Source organism: Leclercia adecarboxylata (assembly GCF_006874705.1).
GTDB lineage: Bacteria > Pseudomonadota > Gammaproteobacteria > Enterobacterales > Enterobacteriaceae > Enterobacter > Enterobacter adecarboxylatus_C.
In genome coordinates, this window is the sequence record NZ_CP035382.1 from 402,110 (window position 1) to 421,957 (window position 19,848).

Sequence of the window (19,848 nt, forward strand, 5' to 3'; positions counted from 1 at the left end):
TTACCAGCGCGCTTTCAGCAGGTTCGGCTGAATACCATTGATTGAATGGGTATTGCTGAACGGCTGCTTGATGCCTGCTTCGAATTCTTCGCGGAAATATTTAATCGCGCTTTGCAGTGGCTCGACCGCACCTGGCGCATGCGCACAGAAGGTTTTACCTGGGCCCAGGAATCGACACAGTTGCTCAAGTGTCTCGATATCACCAGGCTGGCCTTCGCCACGCTCGATAGCACGCAGGATCTTCACGCTCCACGGGAGACCGTCACGGCACGGTGTACACCAGCCGCAGGACTCACGGGCGAAGAACTCTTCCAGGTTACGCACCAGCGGTACCATGCCGATCTCGTGGTCGACGGCCATCGCCAGCGCCGTACCCAGACGGCTGCCTGCTTTACCAATGCTTTCGAATTCCATTGGCAGATCGAGGTGGGCTTCGGTCAGGAAGTCAGTCCCTGCCCCACCCGGCTGCCAGGCTTTGAATTTCAGACCATCGCGCATGCCGCCGGCATAGTCTTCCAGAATTTCACGTGCGGTGGTGCCGAACGGCAGCTCCCAGACGCCAGGATTCTTCACGCGACCGGAGAAGCCCATCAGCTTGGTACCGGCATCTTTGCTTGAAGAGATGCCCTGATACCACTCCACGCCGTTAGCGAGGATAGCCGGGACGTTACACAGGGTTTCGACGTTGTTTACGCAGGTCGGTTTACCCCACACGCCGGAGCTTGCCGGGAACGGTGGCTTGGAACGCGGGTTCGCACGGCGACCTTCGAGGGAGTTAATCAGCGCGGTCTCTTCACCGCAGATATAACGCCCTGCACCGGTATGCACGAACAGTTCGAAGTCAAAACCGGTGCCGAGAATGTTTTTGCCAAGCAGGCCCGCTTCGGTGGCTTCGGCAATCGCGCGACGCAGGTTCTCTGCCGCTTCGATATACTCGCCGCGCAGGAAGATGTAGCCGCGGTAGGCTTTCAGCGCGAAGGCGGAGATCAGCATGCCTTCCACCAGCAGGTGCGGCAGCTGCTCCATCAGCAGGCGGTCTTTATAGGTGCCCGGCTCCATTTCATCGGCGTTACACAGCAGGTAACGGATGTTCATGGATTCGTCTTTCGGCATCAGGCTCCACTTCAGACCGGTGGAAAAGCCTGCGCCGCCGCGCCCTTTCAGGCCAGCGTCTTTTACCGCATTAACAATTTCATCCGGCGCCATACCGCTCAGGGCTTTACGCGCCCCGGCATAGCCGTTTTTGCTTTCGTATTCTTCAAGCCATACCGGCTGTTTGTCATCACGCAGACGCCAGGTCAGCGGATGAGTCTCAGCAGTACGAATTACAGTTTTCATTTGTACTGCTCCAGCAGGTCAGGAATGGCTTCCGGCGTCAGATAGCTGTGAGTATCCTCATCAATCATCATGGTCGGCCCCTTGTCGCAGTTACCCAGGCAGCAGGTTGGCAGCAGGGTAAAGCGCCCATCGAAGGTGGTCTGCCCTGGCTTGATATCGAGTTTTTTCTCGATAGCGGCCTGGATGCCCTGATAACCGGTGATGTGACAAACGACGCTGTCACAGTAGCGGATCACATGGCGGCCCACTGGCTGACGGAAGATCTGGCTGTAGAACGTCGCCACGCCTTCTACGTCACTTGCCGGGATACCCAGCACTTTTGCGATCTCATAGATCGCCCCATCCGGCACCCAACCACGCTGTTTCTGTACGATTTTCAGCGCTTCAATGGACGCCGCACGCGGGTCTTCGTAGTGGTGCATCTCGTGCTCAATAGCGGCACGCTCTGCTTCACTCAGCTCAAAAGCCTCGGTTTGTGGTTGTTGATTCTCGTGCATAATTAGCGGTCCACATCTGACATAACAAAATCGATACTACCCAGATACACAATCAGGTCGGAGACCAGACTGCCGCGAATGGCGGCCGGGATCTGCTGCAGGTGCGGGAAGCTTGGCGTACGTACACGGGTACGATAGCTCATGGTGCTGCCGTCGCTGGTCAGGTAGTAACTGTTGATACCCTTGGTCGCTTCGATCATCTGGAAGGATTCTTGCGCCGGCATGACCGGGCCCCAGGAAACCTGCAGGAAGTGCGTGATCAGGGTTTCGATATGCTGCAGCGTGCGCTCTTTCGGTGGCGGCGTGGTCAGCGGGTGATCCGCCTTGAACGGGCCTTCCGGCATGTTGTTGAGGCACTGCTCAAGGATGCGCAGGCTCTGGCGCAGCTCTTCCACTTTCAGCATCACGCGGGTATAGCAGTCGGAAACACCGCCGCCAACCGGGACCTCAAAGTCGAAGTTCTCATAGCCAGAGTAAGGACGGGCTTTACGCACGTCGAAATCAATACCGGTGGCACGCAGACCTGCACCTGTTGTACCCCACTCCAGCGCCTCTTTCGCGCCATAGGCCGCAACGCCCTTAGAACGACCAATCAGAATGGTGTTACGCAGTGCGGCTTTCTCGTAGGAGGCCAGACGTTTCGGCATCCAGTCGAGGAATTCACGCAGCAAGCGGTCCCAGCCGCGCGGCAGATCGTGTGCCACACCGCCGATACGGAACCAGGCCGGGTGCATACGGAAACCGGTAATCGCTTCCACCAGATCGTAAATTTTCTGACGATCGGTAAAGGCGAAGAAGACCGGGGTCATCGCGCCGACGTCCTGAATGAACGTGGAGATGTACAGCAGGTGGCTGTTAATACGGAACAGTTCTGACAGCATAACGCGAATCACGTTAACGCGATCCGGCGTGGTGATACCTGCCAGTTTCTCAACGGCCAGCACGTATGGCATTTCGTTTACGCAGCCGCCGAGGTACTCGATACGGTCGGTATACGGAATGTAGCTGTGCCAGGACTGACGCTCGCCCATCTTCTCAGCACCACGGTGGTGGTAGCCGATGTCAGGAACGCAGTCGACAATCTCTTCGCCATCAAGCTGAAGAATAATACGGAATGCACCGTGCGCAGACGGGTGGTTTGGACCGAGGTTGAGGAACATGAAGTCCTCATTGTCGGTACCGCGTTTCATGCCCCAGTCTTCCGGCTTGAAGGTCAACGCTTCCATCTCCAGATCCTGTTTGGCTTTAGTCAGCTCAAACGGGTCGAATTCGGTGGCGCGCGCCGGGTAGTCTTTACGCAGCGGGTGACCGGTCCAGGTTGGCGGCATCATGATGCGCGTCAGGTGCGGGTGACCGTCGAAAGTCATGCCAAACATTTCCCAGGTCTCACGCTCATACCAGTTGGCGTTCGGGAAAAGTTTAGTGATGGTCGGCAGATGCATGTCGTTTTCAGACAATGCCACCTTGAGCATGATATCCGTGTTGCGGTCTATTGAGATCAGGTGGTAGAAAACGGAAAAATCCGCAGCAGGGAGACCCTGGCGGTGAGTTCGCAGACGTTCGTCCATGCCGTGTAAGTCAAACAGCATGACGTAAGGTTTAGGCAGTTTCTTGAGGAAATCAACCACTTCCAGTAACTGCTCACGCTTCACCCAAACAACGGGTACCCCGGTGCGGGTGGCCTGAACAGTAAAGGCATCCGGCCCAAAACGGTTGCGCAGTTCGCCAATGACCGGGTCATCCAGATGATCCCGTGTTTGCCAGGCGGCGTCTTGCGCGGTTAAGTCGGTCATAGTGTTCACCATTGCAAAAGGTCCGTGGTGACTGTCGGGCGTGGCTTCGCGCTATTTGAATAGTGATATGCGAAGGTTATCTCCATGCCCACAGGCGCAAATTAAATTTCGTCTGGTGTACGCAGATTGGTCACTGCAATACGTTCGCCGCGTTTACGCTCGCGCTCGGACTGCATGTTAGCGCGGTAAACACCCTGGTCGCCCACAACCCAGGAGAGCGGACGGCGTTCTTTGCCAATCGACTCCTGCAACAGCATCAGCGCCTGCATGTAGGCTTCTGGACGCGGTGGACAGCCCGGGATGTAAACGTCCACCGGGATGAACTTATCTACACCTTGCACGACAGAATAAATGTCGTACATGCCGCCAGAGTTTGCACAAGCACCCATGGAGATAACCCATTTTGGCTCGAGCATCTGGTCGTACAGACGCTGAATGACCGGCGCCATTTTGGTAAAGCAGGTACCCGCCACCACCATCAGGTCAGCCTGACGCGGAGAGGCACGCAGTACTTCTGCACCAAAACGCGCAACGTCATGCACCGCAGTGAATGACGTCACCATTTCAACGTAGCAGCAAGAAAGGCCAAAGTTATATGGCCAGATGGAGTTCTTACGACCCCAGTTGACCATATCGTGCATGGCATTTTCGAGCTTGCCCATGTACACGCTTTTGTTGACTTCTTGCTCCAGGGGGTCGGTTACGATCTCCTGCTTTTGCAGGGGGTAACGGTCATTCTCACCGTTAGGATCTATGCGGGTGAGCGTATAATCCATCTTATTGCCTCGCTGTTACTGCTGACGATTAGAGATACTGTTTTCCGGGTTGATACGTTCACGGCGTGAACGTGCAGGTGTCCAGTCCAGCGCGCCAATACGCACCAGATAAACCAGACCGGCCAGTAACACTAAAATGAAAATTGCGGCCTCGACAAAGCCTACCCAGCCACTCTCGCGAATGGAGGTCGACCATGCGAACAGGTAAAGCGCTTCCACGTCAAAGATGACGAAGAACATGGCCACCAGATAGAACTTGGCGGACAGGCGTAAACGCGCGGTCCCTACCGAATCGATACCCGATTCAAATGGCGTGTTTTTGTGCCTTGCCCGGGCGCGACCGCCGAGGAACCAGCCGCCGACTAACATCAGGCAGCACAGGCCAATGGCAACGATAAGAAAGATTGCGAATGCCCAGTGATGAGCGATGACTTCTGTGGATGTTGACATACTCATTGCTTACTCATCAAAAGTGATACCTGTAAACCCTGCTCTTTCTGGCAGATGGGCATCACATCGATTCATGGGGAGGAACAAATAACCGTACACTAACTGTCGAAAAATGAGACATAGACAGCAAAATGATGTGGTTTTTTACTCCTTTCTATAACCTTTTGTCAACTTTAACAAAAGTTTCTTCACATTAAATTACATCGTTCGAACTTCATTAACATTTAATGCCCTTTACCCTCAAAAACTGTGAGGCGCGTTCCTGCGTAGGGGTGTTGAATCGAGTCCGTAATGAACTAACACAAAGATTACCCGTCTATTTTGACAGGATTTGCCGCTGATTCCTCCCCCCAAAGAGGAGTATTTTCTTGATCTGTGACACGCTTTTGTTAATTCAATCAAAAAAACGGCAACATCTTTGCTGCTTTTTTAACATGCCCATTGACATTGGAAAGAAGCGCGTGAGCGGGGTAGACAGGGGAGGATTAATGACTATCAAGTTGATAAAGAAGAGGATTGTAAAACACCTAAGGTAAACTGCACCGATCCCAATGCAAAAAAAGAACCACTTTGCTGGTCATCAGCCTCCGTGGTTCTTTTTTACCGGGACGAATTTGTTATCAGATCATTAGAGATTCGTTTACTCGAAATCGCTCTCAATCACCAGGGAGTCATCCCCCCCTTCCGGAGTAACATTGTTGTACTGCCAGGGGTTGTCGTAGTTTTCCATCGCGTTAAAAATGGTCTGCGCCAGCTCATTGTTGCTGAGTGGGTTATGACACAGCATATACTCCGTATCCGGCAGGGCAGGCAAACCATCCGCTTTGCCTAGCACCCGTAAATCCGGGCTCATCATCTCAACCGGGCGTGCCGTCACGCCAAGCCCTGCTTTCACCGCTGCGCGAACCGCAGGCAGCGTGGAGGCCACATAGGCGAGTCGCCATGGCACATTGGCGGCGTTAAGCGTGGCCAGCACGATGTCGCGGAACGGGCTGGGATCGTCCAGCAGCACCAGCGGAACCGGCTCGCCGCGCTGCAGAGAAAATTCTGCGGCGCAGTACCAGTGCGTTGGCGATGTACGCAGCGTCAGGCTCTCAAACAGGCCGGTGCGGTGGGTTGTAACCACCAGATCGACCTCCTGCTCCTGCAGCATATCGACCATAAAGGCATTGCGTTTTACCCTGACGTCCAGCGCAAGCTTCGGATAAACCGAACTAATCCGATTAAGCAGGAACGGCAGAATGGTATCGGCCGATTCATCAGACGCGCCTAAGGTTAAGACTCCCTGCAGGTTACTAAACATTAATGATGTACATGCTTCATCATTGAAGCGCAGGATTTTTCTGGCGTAACCCAGCAGCTGAATACCGTGTTCCGTTAACAGCTTATTGCGACCATGACGGGCAAAAAGCTCTTTACCCACCAGCTGCTCCAGTCGTTGCATCTGTTGACTGACCGCGGACTGGGTACGGCAAACTGCGGCCGCGGCAGCAGCAAAGGTGTTCAGATCGGCGACCGCCACAAAGGTTCTCAGCAGATCGAGGTCGAGATTCAGTATCGGACGATTTGCATTAATCATATCTTTTCACTTACAGGTTGCTCGTACGGAGCTGCCCCGGGTTTAAGCTGTGTGCGTAAAAGTAATACAGTTCCTTCTGAACAAAATCCTCTGACGTCCCGGTCTGGCAGTGTGCCTGCATAATGTAATTGTGCTGGGTATATCAGTGGTCAGAAACAACTTATCTGACGATATTTTTATTCTCAAAAGCGATCGAGATATATAGATGATTGTCGGATGATGTAAATTCCATTAAAGAAGATGCATTTCCAGCGTCAACTTTATCGCAGTACAGGTTAAGCAGCAATGGTGTCACTTAACTTCTCAAGGCAGAGATAATTCTAACAATAACAATAAACTATTAAAGGTCCAGGCATCAAGACCTCTGGTGGCCTGTTATCTTTTATCGCTAAACCCGGTGACATCTTACCCTAAAACCTTTTTATTTATAAGCCTTATCGTGTTTCCAGGCATTTAACCTGATTGATAACTCGCTAAACTAATTTTATTTATATTAACGAAAGTTGCGATTTCGCCTTTATTTGGAAATAACTAATAATTCAACCAGGACTTAATGATTAATTATACTTAACATTAATTTCACACGGGCAACCTTTATATAAAGAGGCCGGACCGCAAACGCTACTCAATTTCATTCAGCTTTTACGAAATGTTCCTCAAGGAAACTGTAGCACTACCACCGTAAGCCTCTCAACATGCGGCTTTTTTACAGCGTAAAATCCATTTTAATATGCAACAACCAAAATAAATCACCAAATAACAACATAAATATGGACCATAAAATGTAACCAAACCTATAAAACAGTTAAAAACTTCAACTTGGCTTTTCGGGCATGAACAAAATCTTCTTCTGCCGACGCTTCAAAATTGGCCAAGCGAGGAGTACATTGTTTCGTGCTGACTTCCACGGCAGGAAGTAGCAATAACAGTGAAAAGGTTAAAGATTCATGTCACCCATCGAAAAATCCAGCAAGTTAGATAACGTTTGTTACGACATTCGTGGCCCGGTTCTTAAAGAGGCAAAGCGTCTCGAAGAAGAAGGTAATAAAGTACTTAAGCTCAATATCGGCAACCCGGCGCCATTTGGTTTTGATGCACCGGATGAAATTCTGGTTGATGTGATCCGCAACCTGCCGACGGCGCAAGGCTACAGCGACTCCAAAGGTCTCTACTCTGCCCGTAAAGCCATCATGCAGCACTATCAGGCGCAGGGCATGCGCGATGTGACCGTCGAAGATATCTATATTGGTAACGGTGTTTCCGAACTGATCGTCCAGGCGATGCAGGCCCTGCTGAACAGCGGTGACGAAATGCTGGTTCCAGCCCCGGATTACCCGCTCTGGACGGCAGCAGTATCGCTCTCCAGCGGTAAAGCGGTGCATTATCTGTGTGATGAATCGGCTGACTGGTTCCCGGATCTGGATGACATTCGCGCCAAAATTACGCCGCGCACCCGCGGGATCGTCATCATCAACCCGAACAACCCGACCGGTGCCGTCTATTCTAAAGAACTGCTGCTGGAGATTGTCGAGCTGGCCCGCCAGCATAATCTGATCATCTTCGCGGACGAGATCTACGACAAAATTCTGTACGACGCGGCGCAGCACCACTCCATTGCCGCGCTGGCGCCGGATCTGCTGACCGTCACCTTTAACGGCCTGTCGAAAACCTACCGTGTTGCCGGTTTCCGTCAGGGCTGGATGGTGCTGAACGGGCCGAAAAAACACGCCAAAGGCTATATCGAAGGTCTGGAGATGCTGGCCTCGATGCGTCTGTGCGCCAACGTACCGGCTCAGCACGCGATCCAGACGGCGCTGGGCGGCTATCAGAGCATCAGTGAATTTATCGTGCCTGGTGGGCGTCTGTACGAGCAGCGTCAGCGCGCCTGGGAGCTGATTAACGATATTCCGGGCGTCTCCTGCGTGAAGCCAAACGGCGCGCTCTATATGTTCCCCAAAATCGATATCAAACGCTTCAACATCTTTGACGACCAGAAGATGGTGCTCGACTTCCTGCTGCAGGAAAAAGTGTTGCTGGTACAGGGTACCGCTTTTAACTGGCCGTGGCCGGACCATGTGCGCATCGTTACGCTGCCGCGTGAGGATGAGCTGGAGATGGCCATCAGCCGCTTCGGGCGTTTCCTCGGCGGATACCATCAGTAATAACACCTTCGGGCTGCCACTGGCAGCCCGATTTGCATCTCACCGCCCCTCCCCTCACAATGAAACCTGTCGCAGTGCAAGACAAAAGGTAACTTATGAGTCAGAGTCATTTTTTCGCCCATCTTTCCCGTCTGAAACTGATTAACCGCTGGCCGCTGATGCGTAACGTCCGCACCGAGAACGTCTCCGAGCACAGCCTGCAGGTTGCCATGGTCGCCCACGCGCTGGCCGCCATCAAGAACCGCAAGTTCAACGGCCAGGTCAATGCCGAACGTATCGCCCTGCTGTCGATGTACCATGATGCCTCCGAAGTGCTGACAGGCGATCTGCCGACGCCGGTGAAGTACTTCAATTCGCAAATCGCCCAGGAGTACAAAGCGATCGAGAAAATCGCCCAGCAAAAACTGGTCGATATGGTGCCGGATGAGCTGCGGGATATCTTCGAGCCGCTGATTGACGAGCAGAGCTACAGCGAAGAGGAGCGATCGATCGTCAAGCAGGCCGACGCGCTCTGCGCCTACCTGAAGTGTCTGGAAGAGTTGTCTGCCGGTAATCACGAATTTTTACTGGCGAAAACCCGGCTGGAAAAGACGCTCGAGGCGCGCCGTAGCCAGGAGATGGATTACTTTATGGAAGTCTTTGTCCCGAGCTTCCAGCTGTCGCTGGATGAGATCAGCCAGGATTCCCCCTTGTGAGTTTTTTGCCGGGTGGCGGCTGCGCCTTACCCGGCCTACCAAACCGTAGGCCCGGCAAGCGTAGCGCCGCCGGGCAAAACTGTCAGAACGGGAACAAGACCGGGATCATCACCACGCACACCACCATCACCAGGATCGTGAAGGGCACGCCGAGCTTCACGAAGTCGCTGAAGCTGTATTTACCCGGCCCAAGCACCAGGGTATTCACCGGTGACGAGACTGGAGTCATAAAGGCGGCGGAGGCGGCCATCGCCACCATCATCGCAAACGGATAAGGCGATACGCCCATCGATTTCGCCATCGCCAGCGCAATAGGCGCCATGAGTACGGCGGTCGCGGTGTTGGAGATAAAAAGCCCGATAGTGGCGCACATGATAAACAGGCACATCAGCATCATATAGGGGCCATAGCCGCCCCCCAGTTCCATCAGCCCTTTCACCACCAGATCCACACCGCCGGTTTTTTGCAGCGCCAGCGCGAAGGGCATCATGCCGACAATTAAAATGATGCTCGGCCAGTGGATCGCTTTGTAAGCGCTTTCAGCGTCAATGCAGCGGAATTTGCCCATCAGCAGACAGGCAACGATCGCCGCCACCGGGTTCGGGATCTCGTCGGTCAGCATCAGGGCGACCATCAGCACCAGACAAAAAATGGCGTGCGGCGCCTGGCTGTGGGCGGGAGAGGCATCGCTGACCTCGATGGGTAAGTTCAGCACCACAAAGTCACGGCCTCGCTGGCCCAGCTGGGTGATCAGCTTCCAGTTGCCCACCACCAGGAAGATATCCCCCAGCTCCAGAGGTTCGTCCACCACCGAACCGTCCATCGCCACGCCGTCGCGTTTTAAGCCCACCACGTTTAAACCGTAACGGGTACGAAAACCGATTTCGCGGATGGTTTTGCCGAGCAGCTCCGACTCGGGGATCAGCGACACTTCCGCCATCCCCACGTCCAGCGCCTGATCGGAAAAATACTCGCCGCGCAGAACCATCGGCTCCAGCAGCTGTTCGCTGCAAAAGTCGCGCAGGTCGACATCCGCCGAGGACATATCGATCAGCAGCACGTCCCGGGCGCGGAACTCCGATACGCCGTTAACGTTAACGATGACCCGGCGAAAACGGCGCCAGCGCTCCACACCGATAACGTTGGCGCCGTAACGTTCACGAAGTTTCAGATCGTCCAGACGCTGCCCGATCAGCGGTGAGCCCGGACGGATCGCCAGGCGGCGGGCCCGTCCGGTGAGACGATACTCTTTGATCAGATCGCGGAAGGTACGGCGCTTCCAGCCGTCGCGGGGTTTATCTTGCTTATCGCTCTTCAGGGCAAAGCGGGTCAGCAACATATAAACAATACCGAGCACCAGGATCACCAGCCCCAGCGGCGTGACGCTAAAGAAGCCGAAGCCTTCCAGGCCCTCACGCAGCAGTTCACTGTTAACCACCAGGTTCGGCGGCGTCGCCACCAGCGTCATCATGCCGCTGATCAGCCCGGCGAAGCTGAGCGGCATCATCAGGCGCGAGGGCGAGATCTGCATGCGCATCGAGACGCTCAGCACCACCGGAATAAAGATCGCCACCACCCCGGTGGAGCTCATAAATGCCCCCAGCCCGGCAACGGTGAGCATTAAAAAGACCAGCATTTTGGTTTCGCTGTTGCCCGCCACGCTGACCAGCCAGGAGCCCATACTGGTCGCCACGCCGGTACGCACCAGGCCGTCGCCGATAATAAACAGGGCGGCAATCAGGATAACGTTGGGATCGCTAAAGCCTGAAAAGGCTTCCGGGAGGGTTAAGGTGCCGCTGAGCACAAAGGCCACAATCACCAGCAGGGCCACGGCATCCATGCGGACTTTGCCGGTCGCAAACAGAATAATCGCGATAAGGAGCAGGCTTAAGACCCAAATAAGTTCACCGTTCAAAACAGATCCTTGTCAGAAGAGAGTGAAGCCGATAGTGCCATAAAAAAGCCCCAACAATGTGGGGCTATATCATGGGATTACATTTTTCGTGAGACTGTTACATTCCCGTCAGCGGTGCGGCTGACAGCAACGGACTCCAGCGTGTTAAGCACCAGATCCGCCTCGTCCAGACGCGGCGAGTTGGCCGGAACATTGACGGCGATGACGTGACAGCCAGCGTTGAGGCCCGCCAGTACGCCGGCGGCAGCATCTTCCACCACCACGCACGTTTCCGGCGCCAGCCCCAGCAGCTTCGCGCCCAGTAAAAAGGCATCGGGCTCCGGCTTGCCGCGCGTCACCCGCTCCGCAGTGATAAATACCTCCGGCACCGGCAACCCTGCCGCTTTATGGCGCGCATGGGCCACAGGAACAGAGCCGGAGGTGACGATAGCCCACGGGATCCCCGCTTCATTCAGATGTCTGAGCAGCTCGAGCGCCCCCGGCAGCGCGGTGATGCCCTCGGTATCGGTGGCCTCGACCTGCTCAAGCCAGGTAAACTCGGCCTGAATATCTGCTTCGCTTCTTCCCTGGAGAAAGTGCCGTAAAGAGGTTATGGCCTGTTTGCCATGGATAAAATTCAGCACCTCCTGATGGTCAATGCCGTGCCTGTCGGCCCAGCGACACCAGGAGCGCTCCACCACCGGTAATGAATCTACCAGCGTACCGTCCAGATCAAACAGAAAACCTTTACACTGCACATCAACCTCCGTCAGGCGTTAATAATTTGTTGAATCTCATTGCTGCTCAGATGGTACTGACGCGGGCAGGCGTGCCACACGCTGAGCATGCGCTGATACTTTTCCCACATCGGGGTCTGGGCGTTAAAGCCATGGGTACCGGCATCGAAATGGGTGTAGCGCCCTTCCACATTGACCATAAAGCGGACATAGCTCAGATAACGGGATTCAGTGGCCGCATCATAGCCCAGGAAAGTGACACGACGTTCGTCGATGGTCTGGGCATCTTTCAGGTTAGTCCAGGAGACATGCAGGGCGTGGTACATCTCCATGATGTCGATAACGGTACGACAGGTCTCTTCCTTAAGTTCGCCAAACTCGCGATCCAGCTCGCGCATCTGTAAACCGAAACCACGTTCGACGATAGTCTGCAAGCGGCGATAGCGCTCGGCGTTGTCGGGATCAAGCATCGTCATCATTTTGTACTGATTGGACAAAATCAGACGCTGAGCGTGGGTCATTTCCATCTTTCGACTCCTGTTGCACATGGCAGCTTAAAAAAAAGACACGGTAACGGTCAGTTACTGTGCCTTCTTTTAGTCATCGTTTCGATGATCAATCACAAGTCATCGAGGAATGTTTTATCAAGTTGCTTGAATGCCCGCTTCAGAGTATCTGCCAGCGCCTGATAGTCGGGTTTGCCCTCGACCGGCGCCAGCGCCTGACCGGCATCCTGCAGCTTGCCGCGAACTTCATAGAACCAGGACAACACCGACGGCGGCAACGGCGTGACCGAGCGTTTGCCCAGCCACCACAATCCCTGCATCGGCAGGCTCAGGGCAAACAGGGCGGTAGCCACCGCAGGCCCGAGTTGCCCGCCCAGCGCAATCTGCCAGCACAGGGTGAAGACCGCAATGGGCGGCATCAGACGGATCGCGTGCCGGGTGGCGCGGATCACGCGGTTTTCAATAAAGACGGGCGCCAGGCGCTTTTCCAGTGGCCACGTCTTCGAATAATGCTGTCCCCGGCGAAACAGGCTGAAAAAGCTCACGGAAGGGTTCACGGGTGTCGACATGGCTTACCTCAACTTCACATATAAAGATTAAAAAATTCGTGCAAAACCACAACTGGTCATGACAACGTTCAAAAACTTTTGTCAGCACTACCCAGTATCAGGTATCCTGTGCCGGCCTGCAAAGGCCTTAGACGAGGAACGTTCACTCGTCAAATTATCGCACATTATGCCATTGCCGGAAAAATGCGCAAAATGGCATAAAATCATATGTATTCCTTTCGTCATGCCGAAATGTACTTCGGGCATGATGTTAATCATAAATGTCAGCGATATCTTGCGCTACGATCCTTGACTCACTGACGTTTTTTTAGCCACGTATCAATAATAGGTACTTCCATGTCGAGTAAGTTAGTACTGGTTCTGAACTGCGGTAGCTCCTCACTTAAATTCGCCATCATCGATGCGATCAACGGTGAAGAGTACCTTTCTGGTTTGGCCGAATGTTTCCATCTTCCAGAAGCACGTCTTAAGTGGAAAATGGACGGCAGCAAACAGGAAGCGGCTTTAGGTGCAGGCGCCGCTCACAGCGAAGCGCTGAACTTTATCGTTAACACTATTCTGGCACAAAAACCAGAACTGTCCGCTCAGCTGACCGCTATCGGTCACCGTATCGTTCATGGTGGCGAGAAGTACACCAAGTCCGTGGTTATTGATGACTCCGTTATTCAGGGCATTAAAGACTCCGCTTCTTTTGCACCGCTGCATAACCCGGCTCACCTGATCGGTATCGCTGAAGCGCTGAAATCCTTCCCGCATCTGAAAGACAAAAACGTGGCCGTATTCGACACCGCGTTCCACCAGACCATGCCGGAAGAGTCTTACCTCTATGCCCTGCCGTACAAACTGTACAAAGAGCACGGCGTTCGCCGCTACGGCGCCCACGGCACCAGCCATTTCTACGTGACGCAAGAAGCCGCGAAAATGCTGAACAAGCCGGTTGAAGAAGTGAACATCATCACTTGCCACCTGGGCAACGGCGGTTCCGTTTCTGCTATCCGTAACGGCAAATGCGTTGATACCTCTATGGGTCTGACCCCGCTGGAAGGTCTGGTGATGGGTACTCGCTCCGGTGATATCGACCCGGCGATCATCTTCCACCTGCACGATACCCTGGGCATGAGCGTTGAAGATATCAACAAAATGCTGACCAAAGAGTCTGGCCTGCTGGGTCTGACCGAAGTCACCAGCGACTGCCGTTACGTTGAAGACAACTACGCAGAGAAAGAAGACGCTAAACGTGCAATGGACGTTTACTGCCACCGTCTGGCGAAGTACATCGGTTCTTACACTGCGCTGATGGACGGTCGTCTGGACGGCGTGGTCTTCACCGGCGGTATCGGTGAGAACGCGGCAATGGTGCGCGAACTGTCCCTGGGCAAACTGGGCGTGCTGGGCTTTGACGTTGACCATGAACGTAACCTGGCCGCGCGCTTCGGTAAGTCTGGCTTCATCAACAAAGAAGGCACCCGTCTTGCGATGGTTATCCCAACCAACGAAGAGCTGGTTATCGCACAAGACGCGAGCCGTCTGACTGCCTGATTCCACACCGCCAGCAATGCTGGCGGTGCTGTTTTGTAGCCCGCCTGATGTCGGCGGTAACGAAAGAGGATAAATCGTGTCCCGTACTATTATGCTGATCCCGACCGGAACCAGCGTAGGCCTGACCAGCGTCAGCCTCGGTGTGATCCGTGCGATGGAACGCAAAGGCGTTCGTCTGAGCGTGTTTAAGCCAATCGCTCAACCACGTGCTGGTGGCGATGCCCCAGACCAGACCACCACTATCGTTCGTGCGAACTCCAATCTGCCAGCCGCTGAACCGCTGAAGATGAGCCACGTTGAGTCTCTGCTCTCCAGCAACCAGAAAGACGTGCTGATGGAAGAGATCATCGCTAACTATCACGCTAACGCACAGGATGCGGAAGTGGTGCTGGTTGAAGGCCTGGTTCCAACGCGCAAGCATCAGTTTGCCCAGTCCCTGAACTTCGAAATCGCCAAAACGCTGAACGCGGAAATCGTGTTCGTGATGTCCCAGGGTACCGACACCCCGGAACAGCTGAAAGAGCGTATTGAGCTGACCCGCAGCAGCTTCGGCGGCGCGAAAAATGCCAACATCACCGGCGTTATCGTCAACAAACTGAACGCTCCGGTGGATGAGCAAGGCCGTACCCGCCCTGACCTGTCTGAAATTTTCGACGACTCTTCCAAAGCGAAAGTGGTGAAAATCGATCCGGCTAAGCTGCAGGAATACAGTTCTCTGCCAGTACTGGGCGCGGTGACCTGGAGCTTCGACCTGATCGCGACCCGTGCGATCGACATGGCGCGTCACCTGAACGCGACCATCGTCAACGAAGGCGATATCAACACCCGTCGCGTGAAGTCTGTGACCTTCTGTGCGCGCAGCATTCCGCACATGCTGGAGCACTTCCGTGCAGGTTCCCTGCTGGTGACCTCCGCTGACCGTCCAGACGTGCTGGTTGCAGCCTGTCTGGCGGCGATGAACGGCGTGGAAATCGGTGCGATCCTGCTGACCGGTGCCTATGAAATGGACCCACGCGTCAGCAAGCTGTGCGAACGTGCATTTGCTACCGGCCTGCCGGTCTTCATGGTGAACACCAACACCTGGCAGACCTCTCTGAGCCTGCAGAGCTTCAACCTGGAAGTACCGGTTGATGACCATCAGCGTATCGAGAAAGTGCAGGAATACGTTGCCGGTTGTATCAATCCTGAGTGGATTGAATCCCTGACCGCAACCTCCGAGCGTAGCCGTCGCCTCTCTCCTCCAGCCTTCCGTTATCAGCTCACCGAGCTGGCGCGTAAAGCGGGCAAACGCGTTGTGCTGCCAGAAGGCGACGAACCGCGTACCGTTAAAGCCGCTGCCATCTGTGCCGAGCGCGGTATCGCGACCTGCGTGCTGCTGGGTAACCCGGATGAGATCACCCGTGTAGCCGCCTCTCAGGGCGTTGAGCTGGGTTCTGGTATCGAAATCGTTGACCCGGAAGTGGTGCGTGAAAGCTACGTTGCCCGTCTGGTCGAGCTGCGTAAGAGCAAAGGCATGACTGAAGCCGTTGCCCGCGAACAGCTGGAAGACAACGTGGTTCTCGGTACCCTGATGCTGGAGCAGGATGAAGTTGACGGTCTGGTTTCCGGTGCCGTTCACACCACCGCGAACACTATCCGCCCGCCGCTGCAGCTGATCAAAACAGCACCAGGCAGCTCCCTGGTCTCTTCTGTGTTCTTCATGCTGCTGCCGGAACAGGTTTACGTTTACGGTGACTGTGCGATCAACCCGGATCCAACCGCTGAACAGCTGGCCGAGATCGCGATCCAGTCTGCTGACTCTGCGATTGCCTTCGGTATTGAACCGCGCGTAGCGATGCTCTCCTACTCCACCGGTACCTCTGGTGCAGGTAGCGACGTAGAGAAAGTGCGTGAAGCGACCCGTATTGCCCAGGAAAAACGCCCGGATCTGGTTATCGATGGCCCGCTGCAGTATGACGCCGCAGTGATGGCTGACGTTGCTAAATCCAAAGCGCCTAACTCCCCGGTTGCCGGTCGTGCTACCGTGTTCATCTTCCCGGATCTGAACACCGGTAACACCACCTACAAAGCGGTACAGCGTTCAGCCGACCTGATCTCCATCGGGCCGATGCTGCAGGGTATGCGCAAGCCAGTGAACGACCTGTCTCGTGGCGCGCTGGTAGACGATATCGTCTACACCATCGCACTGACCGCGATCCAGTCTTCCCAGCAGTAAGCAGCACCCCAACGTAAAAAGGCGACCCCCGGGTCGCCTTTTTTTATTCGCTTCGTTACGCTTCTTCGTGCTTCGCCGGCTCGTTGCTGGCATTGCGGCTCATCCACAGGGCCAGCGCTTTCAGCGAATCTGGCGTGAAGTCGTCGCAACGGGCGGTGATCTCAGCCGGGGTCATCCAGCAGACTTCACTCACCTCTTCCTCCTGCAGCGCAAACGGACCGTGGGAGACGCAGCTGAAAAGGCCTCCCCAGACGCGACAGTGGCTATCTTCGAAATAGAACTGGCCATGTTCGGCAAACGGCACGCCGGCGATCCCCAGCTCCTCTTCCGCTTCACGGCGGGCGGAATCGAGCAACAGCTCATCGGCCTGCACCACGCCACCAGCGGTCGCATCGAGCATGCCGGGCATGAAGTCTTTCGTTTCGGTACGGCGCTGAACCAGAATATTGCCCATCCCATCATGCACCACGATATAGGTCGCGCGATGACGCAGGCGCTGCGCCCGCATCTGCTCGCGGCTCGCCTGTGCGATTACCTCATTGTCTTCGTTGACAATATCCACCCATTCCGTACTTGCCAAATGACTGTGCTCCACCATCGGGAAACCTTCTCTTTAAAGCGCTCTCGCGGCGCGTTTACTGTTGAGGAGTAAATTACGGATTAATCTCTGACTGCGCAATAACCTGGCCGTCATTCAGCGTCATAACGCACAAATGGTTTCCTTCCAGCATGCCGTAGCTGGGGGGAAAGCCGCCTTTGGGCAGGCTGACCGAGCCAGGATTGAAATGTATAAGGTCGCCCCGTTTCCCGGCTACCGGAATATGAGTATGACCGTAAACCAGCACATCGCCAGCATTCAGCGCGGGCAGCTTATCCGGTCCATACAAATGGCCGTGGGTCACAAACAGGCGGCTGTTCTCCAGCAGGATCTGCTGCCAGGGGGCGGTGATGGGAAAGTGCAGCAGCATCTGGTCAACTTCGCTGTCGCAGTTGCCGCGCACGGCGATAATTCGCGACGCGTAAGCGTTGAGCCGATCGGCGACCTCAGCAGGCGCATAGCCTTCGGGCAGGGCGTTGCGCGGGCCGTGGTTCAGCACATCCCCGAGGATCACCAGCCATTTTGCCCCGCTCTGGTCAAACAGCGAAAGCACCCGTTCGGTCGCCGGCAGCGAGCCGTGGATGTCCGATGCAAACATTAACTTCATCAGAGACTCCTTATGTCGAAAAGCGGCCCCATCATACCGGAATATCAGCCCGCCCGCTTCGCCGACAACGCCACGTAGCGCTGCACGGAGGCACGCTGCCACTGGAAGTTTGCGTAATCCACCAGCTGCTGCGGCACGTCATCGCCATTGAGCACCAGACGGTTGAGCATCAGGGCCAGATCCGCATCGGCAATACACCACTCCCCGAACAGGTTTTGCTGGCCGTGGGCAAGCAGCGAGGAGGCAGTATCGTACAGCTGGTTTGCCGCCCGCTGCGCGGTTTCGCTCAGGGCCGGTTTTCTCACCCCGGCGAACACCACGTCGGTAGAGCGCTCCGTGCGGATCGGGACCAGATCGCTGCGCAGCCACGCCTGGATCTGGCGCGCGCGGGCGCGTTTTTGCAGATCCAGGGGGTAGATCCGCTCCCACTCCGGCGGCGCAAATTTCTCCTCCAGAAATTCCGTAATGGCGGAGGATTCGCTGAGTTCAAAGCCGTCGATTTCCAGCACCGGTACGCGACGGGTCAGAGCATAGCCTCGCCACTGCGGCTGCCGGTTTTCACCCCGGCTGAGATCCACGGTCTTCAGGGTAAAGGGCAATCCTTTCTCGGCCAGCGCAACATACACGCTCATGACGTAAGGGGAGTAATAATCAGCATCTGACCACAGGGTAATTGCAGGTTCGCTCATAAGATCCTCGTAACGCTTCAGGGGATGGGTTTATATCCAAAATATAACCTCCGGCCCCGGCTGTCACTTGATGAAAACTCACGATTTATCATCACCACCTATACTCGATCCTATGCCGCGATAATCGTTATGACAGGAGTTGCGATGATTGACCTTTACTACGCCCCTACCCCCAACGGGCATAAGATCACGCTTTTTCTGGAGGAGGCCCAGCTGGATTACCGCATCCTGCCGGTGGATATCAGCAAAGGCGAACAGTTTCGCCCTGAGTTTCTCGCCATTTCTCCCAACAATAAAATCCCGGCCATTGTCGATCATGAACCGGACGATGGCGGTGCGCCGCTGAGCCTGTTTGAGTCCGGCGAGATCCTGCTCTATCTGGCGGAAAAAAGCGGCAAGCTGCTGAGCGGCGAATTACGGGAACGCCACGTCACCCTACAGTGGCTCTTCTGGCAGGTGGGCGGGCTGGGACCGATGATTGGTCAGAACACCCATTTTAACCACTTTGCGCCGCAGCCGATCCCCTACGCCATCGAACGCTTCCAGGTCGAGACGCAGCGGCTCTATAACGTGCTGAACAAGCGGCTGGAAAAATCGCCGTGGCTGGGTGGCGATCACTACAGCATTGCGGATATCGCCTGCTGGCCGTGGGTCAATACTCATGAAAACCATCGCGTCGACCTGGCGTCGTGGCCCGCAGTAAACAACTGGTTTGAGCGCATTCGTACCCGTCCGGCAACCGAGCGCGCCATGCAAAAAGCGCAGCAGCTATAAACGGTTTCCTCATGTATTATGGTGGCGATAATGACACGGAGGAAGCCTGCAATGTCCCAGCAAGACGCGATTATTCGTATTAAAAATTTACGCCTGCGCACCTATATCGGCATCAAAGAGGAGGAGCGCGCTAACCGTCAGGATATCGTGGTTAATGTGGTGATCCACTACCCGGCCGATAAGGCGCGGGACAGTGAGGATATCAATGACGCCCTGAACTATCGCACCGTCACCAAAAGCATCATTCAACATGTCGAGAGTAACCGCTTCTCTTTGCTGGAAAAATTAACTCAGGATGTGCTGGATATCGCACGCGAACATCACTGGGTCACCTATGCTGAAGTAGAGATCGATAAACTTCACGCGCTGCGCTATGCCGACTCCGTCTCAATGACGTTAAGCTGGCAACGCTAAGCGCAACCCCCGGAGG

At 55.0% G+C, this 19,848-nt stretch carries 19 protein-coding genes; 6 read left to right on the top strand and 13 right to left on the bottom strand.

The annotated features are described in order from the left end of the window. The 6 genes from nuoF to lrhA form a co-directional block, all read right to left on the bottom strand. Window positions 1–1,338 carry an NADH-quinone oxidoreductase subunit NuoF gene (nuoF, locus tag ES815_RS02910; RefSeq protein WP_142486549.1) on the bottom strand — a complete coding sequence of 446 codons (1,338 nt, stop codon included), beginning with the start codon at window positions 1,336–1,338 and terminating at the stop codon, window positions 1–3. Further along, window positions 1,335–1,835, bottom strand: coding sequence for an NADH-quinone oxidoreductase subunit NuoE (nuoE, locus tag ES815_RS02915; RefSeq protein ID WP_142486550.1), 501 nt, complete (start codon window positions 1,833–1,835; stop codon window positions 1,335–1,337). The genes nuoF and nuoE overlap by 4 nt, the downstream gene beginning before the upstream one ends. 2 nt (window positions 1,836–1,837) lie before the next feature. Further along, window positions 1,838–3,640 carry an NADH-quinone oxidoreductase subunit C/D gene (gene nuoC / locus ES815_RS02920; RefSeq protein ID WP_142486551.1) on the bottom strand — a complete coding sequence of 601 codons (1,803 nt, stop codon included), beginning with the start codon at window positions 3,638–3,640 and terminating at the stop codon, window positions 1,838–1,840. A gap of 89 nt (window positions 3,641–3,729) precedes the next feature. Further along, entirely contained in the window at window positions 3,730–4,404 is a 675-nt protein-coding gene (gene nuoB, locus ES815_RS02925) for an NADH-quinone oxidoreductase subunit NuoB (protein ID WP_032612787.1), read from the bottom strand. A gap of 15 nt (window positions 4,405–4,419) precedes the next feature. Then, window positions 4,420–4,860: an NADH-quinone oxidoreductase subunit NuoA gene (nuoA, locus tag ES815_RS02930; RefSeq protein ID WP_032612789.1), complete on the bottom strand. Its 441-nt coding sequence runs from the start codon at window positions 4,858–4,860 to the stop codon at window positions 4,420–4,422. A gap of 634 nt (window positions 4,861–5,494) precedes the next feature. Next, a complete protein-coding gene (lrhA, locus tag ES815_RS02935; protein ID WP_142486552.1) occupies window positions 5,495–6,433 on the bottom strand; it encodes a transcriptional regulator LrhA in 939 nt (312 codons plus the stop codon). Between the two features lie 947 nt (window positions 6,434–7,380). Between lrhA and ES815_RS02940 the strand changes: the two genes are divergently transcribed. Beyond that, the gene (locus ES815_RS02940) at window positions 7,381–8,595 is read left to right on the top strand and encodes a pyridoxal phosphate-dependent aminotransferase (RefSeq protein WP_032612793.1); all 1,215 of its coding nucleotides are present in this window, start codon (window positions 7,381–7,383) and stop codon (window positions 8,593–8,595) included. Between the two features lie 95 nt (window positions 8,596–8,690). Further along, window positions 8,691–9,290, top strand: coding sequence for a 5'-deoxynucleotidase (gene yfbR / locus ES815_RS02945; protein ID WP_142486553.1), 600 nt, complete (start codon window positions 8,691–8,693; stop codon window positions 9,288–9,290). Window positions 9,291–9,372: 82 nt separating this feature from the next. On the opposite strand, the gene ES815_RS02950 is transcribed toward yfbR, so the two are convergent. The 4 genes from ES815_RS02950 to yfbV form a co-directional block, all read right to left on the bottom strand. Continuing rightward, on the bottom strand, window positions 9,373–11,205 hold the full coding sequence (locus ES815_RS02950; protein ID WP_142486554.1) for an SLC13 family permease: 1,833 nt from the start codon (window positions 11,203–11,205) through the stop codon (window positions 9,373–9,375). 77 nt (window positions 11,206–11,282) lie between these two features. Continuing rightward, window positions 11,283–11,942 carry a sugar phosphatase gene (locus tag ES815_RS02955; RefSeq protein ID WP_142486555.1) on the bottom strand — a complete coding sequence of 220 codons (660 nt, stop codon included), beginning with the start codon at window positions 11,940–11,942 and terminating at the stop codon, window positions 11,283–11,285. A gap of 11 nt (window positions 11,943–11,953) precedes the next feature. Then, window positions 11,954–12,448: a YfbU family protein gene (locus ES815_RS02960; protein ID WP_142486556.1), complete on the bottom strand. Its 495-nt coding sequence runs from the start codon at window positions 12,446–12,448 to the stop codon at window positions 11,954–11,956. A gap of 92 nt (window positions 12,449–12,540) precedes the next feature. Next, a complete protein-coding gene (gene yfbV, locus ES815_RS02965) occupies window positions 12,541–12,996 on the bottom strand; it encodes a terminus macrodomain insulation protein YfbV (protein WP_032612804.1) in 456 nt (151 codons plus the stop codon). A gap of 336 nt (window positions 12,997–13,332) precedes the next feature. Between yfbV and ackA the strand changes: the two genes are divergently transcribed. Together ackA and pta are read left to right on the top strand one after the other, a co-directional pair. Next, entirely contained in the window at window positions 13,333–14,535 is a 1,203-nt protein-coding gene (ackA, locus tag ES815_RS02970; RefSeq protein WP_142486557.1) for an acetate kinase, read from the top strand. Window positions 14,536–14,611: 76 nt separating this feature from the next. Then, entirely contained in the window at window positions 14,612–16,750 is a 2,139-nt protein-coding gene (pta, locus tag ES815_RS02975; protein ID WP_142486558.1) for a phosphate acetyltransferase, read from the top strand. A 55-nt stretch (window positions 16,751–16,805) separates the two neighbouring features. On the opposite strand, the gene yfcD is transcribed toward pta, so the two are convergent. The 3 genes from yfcD to yfcF are packed head-to-tail and all read right to left on the bottom strand — an operon-like array spanning window position 16,806 to window position 18,644. Further along, the gene (gene yfcD, locus ES815_RS02980; RefSeq protein WP_142486559.1) at window positions 16,806–17,348 is read right to left on the bottom strand and encodes an NUDIX hydrolase YfcD; all 543 of its coding nucleotides are present in this window, start codon (window positions 17,346–17,348) and stop codon (window positions 16,806–16,808) included. Between the two features lie 55 nt (window positions 17,349–17,403). Beyond that, a complete protein-coding gene (gene yfcE, locus ES815_RS02985; RefSeq protein ID WP_142486560.1) occupies window positions 17,404–17,955 on the bottom strand; it encodes a phosphodiesterase in 552 nt (183 codons plus the stop codon). Between the two features lie 44 nt (window positions 17,956–17,999). Then, the gene (gene yfcF, locus ES815_RS02990; protein WP_142486561.1) at window positions 18,000–18,644 is read right to left on the bottom strand and encodes a glutathione transferase; all 645 of its coding nucleotides are present in this window, start codon (window positions 18,642–18,644) and stop codon (window positions 18,000–18,002) included. A gap of 144 nt (window positions 18,645–18,788) precedes the next feature. Between yfcF and yfcG the strand changes: the two genes are divergently transcribed. Together yfcG and folX are read left to right on the top strand one after the other, a co-directional pair. Further along, complete coding sequence (gene yfcG / locus ES815_RS02995; protein WP_142486562.1) at window positions 18,789–19,418, top strand: GSH-dependent disulfide bond oxidoreductase; 630 nt, start codon at window positions 18,789–18,791, stop codon at window positions 19,416–19,418. Between the two features lie 51 nt (window positions 19,419–19,469). After that, window positions 19,470–19,832, top strand: coding sequence for a dihydroneopterin triphosphate 2'-epimerase (gene folX, locus ES815_RS03000; RefSeq protein ID WP_142486563.1), 363 nt, complete (start codon window positions 19,470–19,472; stop codon window positions 19,830–19,832). Window positions 19,833–19,848: the final 16 nt, after the last annotated feature.

Excerpts from the sequence above, each read along its gene's own strand:
- nuoE (WP_142486550.1), bottom strand. The coding sequence starts at position 1,835 with ATGCACGAGAATCAACAACCACAAACCGAGGCTTTTGAGCTGAGTGAA.
- lrhA (WP_142486552.1), bottom strand. The coding sequence starts at position 6,433 with ATGATTAATGCAAATCGTCCGATACTGAATCTCGACCTCGATCTGCTG.
- nuoC (WP_142486551.1), bottom strand. The coding sequence starts at position 3,640 with ATGGTGAACACTATGACCGACTTAACCGCGCAAGACGCCGCCTGGCAA.
- yfbR (WP_142486553.1), top strand. The coding sequence starts at position 8,691 with ATGAGTCAGAGTCATTTTTTCGCCCATCTTTCCCGTCTGAAACTGATT.
- yfcG (WP_142486562.1), top strand. The coding sequence starts at position 18,789 with ATGATTGACCTTTACTACGCCCCTACCCCCAACGGGCATAAGATCACG.
- yfcD (WP_142486559.1), bottom strand. The coding sequence starts at position 17,348 with ATGGTGGAGCACAGTCATTTGGCAAGTACGGAATGGGTGGATATTGTC.
- yfcE (WP_142486560.1), bottom strand. The coding sequence starts at position 17,955 with ATGAAGTTAATGTTTGCATCGGACATCCACGGCTCGCTGCCGGCGACC.
- nuoB (WP_032612787.1), bottom strand. The coding sequence starts at position 4,404 with ATGGATTATACGCTCACCCGCATAGATCCTAACGGTGAGAATGACCGT.
- nuoF (WP_142486549.1), bottom strand. The coding sequence starts at position 1,338 with ATGAAAACTGTAATTCGTACTGCTGAGACTCATCCGCTGACCTGGCGT.
- ackA (WP_142486557.1), top strand. The coding sequence starts at position 13,333 with ATGTCGAGTAAGTTAGTACTGGTTCTGAACTGCGGTAGCTCCTCACTT.
- nuoA (WP_032612789.1), bottom strand. The coding sequence starts at position 4,860 with ATGAGTATGTCAACATCCACAGAAGTCATCGCTCATCACTGGGCATTC.
- folX (WP_142486563.1), top strand. The coding sequence starts at position 19,470 with ATGTCCCAGCAAGACGCGATTATTCGTATTAAAAATTTACGCCTGCGC.
- yfbV (WP_032612804.1), bottom strand. The coding sequence starts at position 12,996 with ATGTCGACACCCGTGAACCCTTCCGTGAGCTTTTTCAGCCTGTTTCGC.
- ES815_RS02960 (WP_142486556.1), bottom strand. The coding sequence starts at position 12,448 with ATGGAAATGACCCACGCTCAGCGTCTGATTTTGTCCAATCAGTACAAA.
- yfcF (WP_142486561.1), bottom strand. The coding sequence starts at position 18,644 with ATGAGCGAACCTGCAATTACCCTGTGGTCAGATGCTGATTATTACTCC.
- ES815_RS02940 (WP_032612793.1), top strand. The coding sequence starts at position 7,381 with ATGTCACCCATCGAAAAATCCAGCAAGTTAGATAACGTTTGTTACGAC.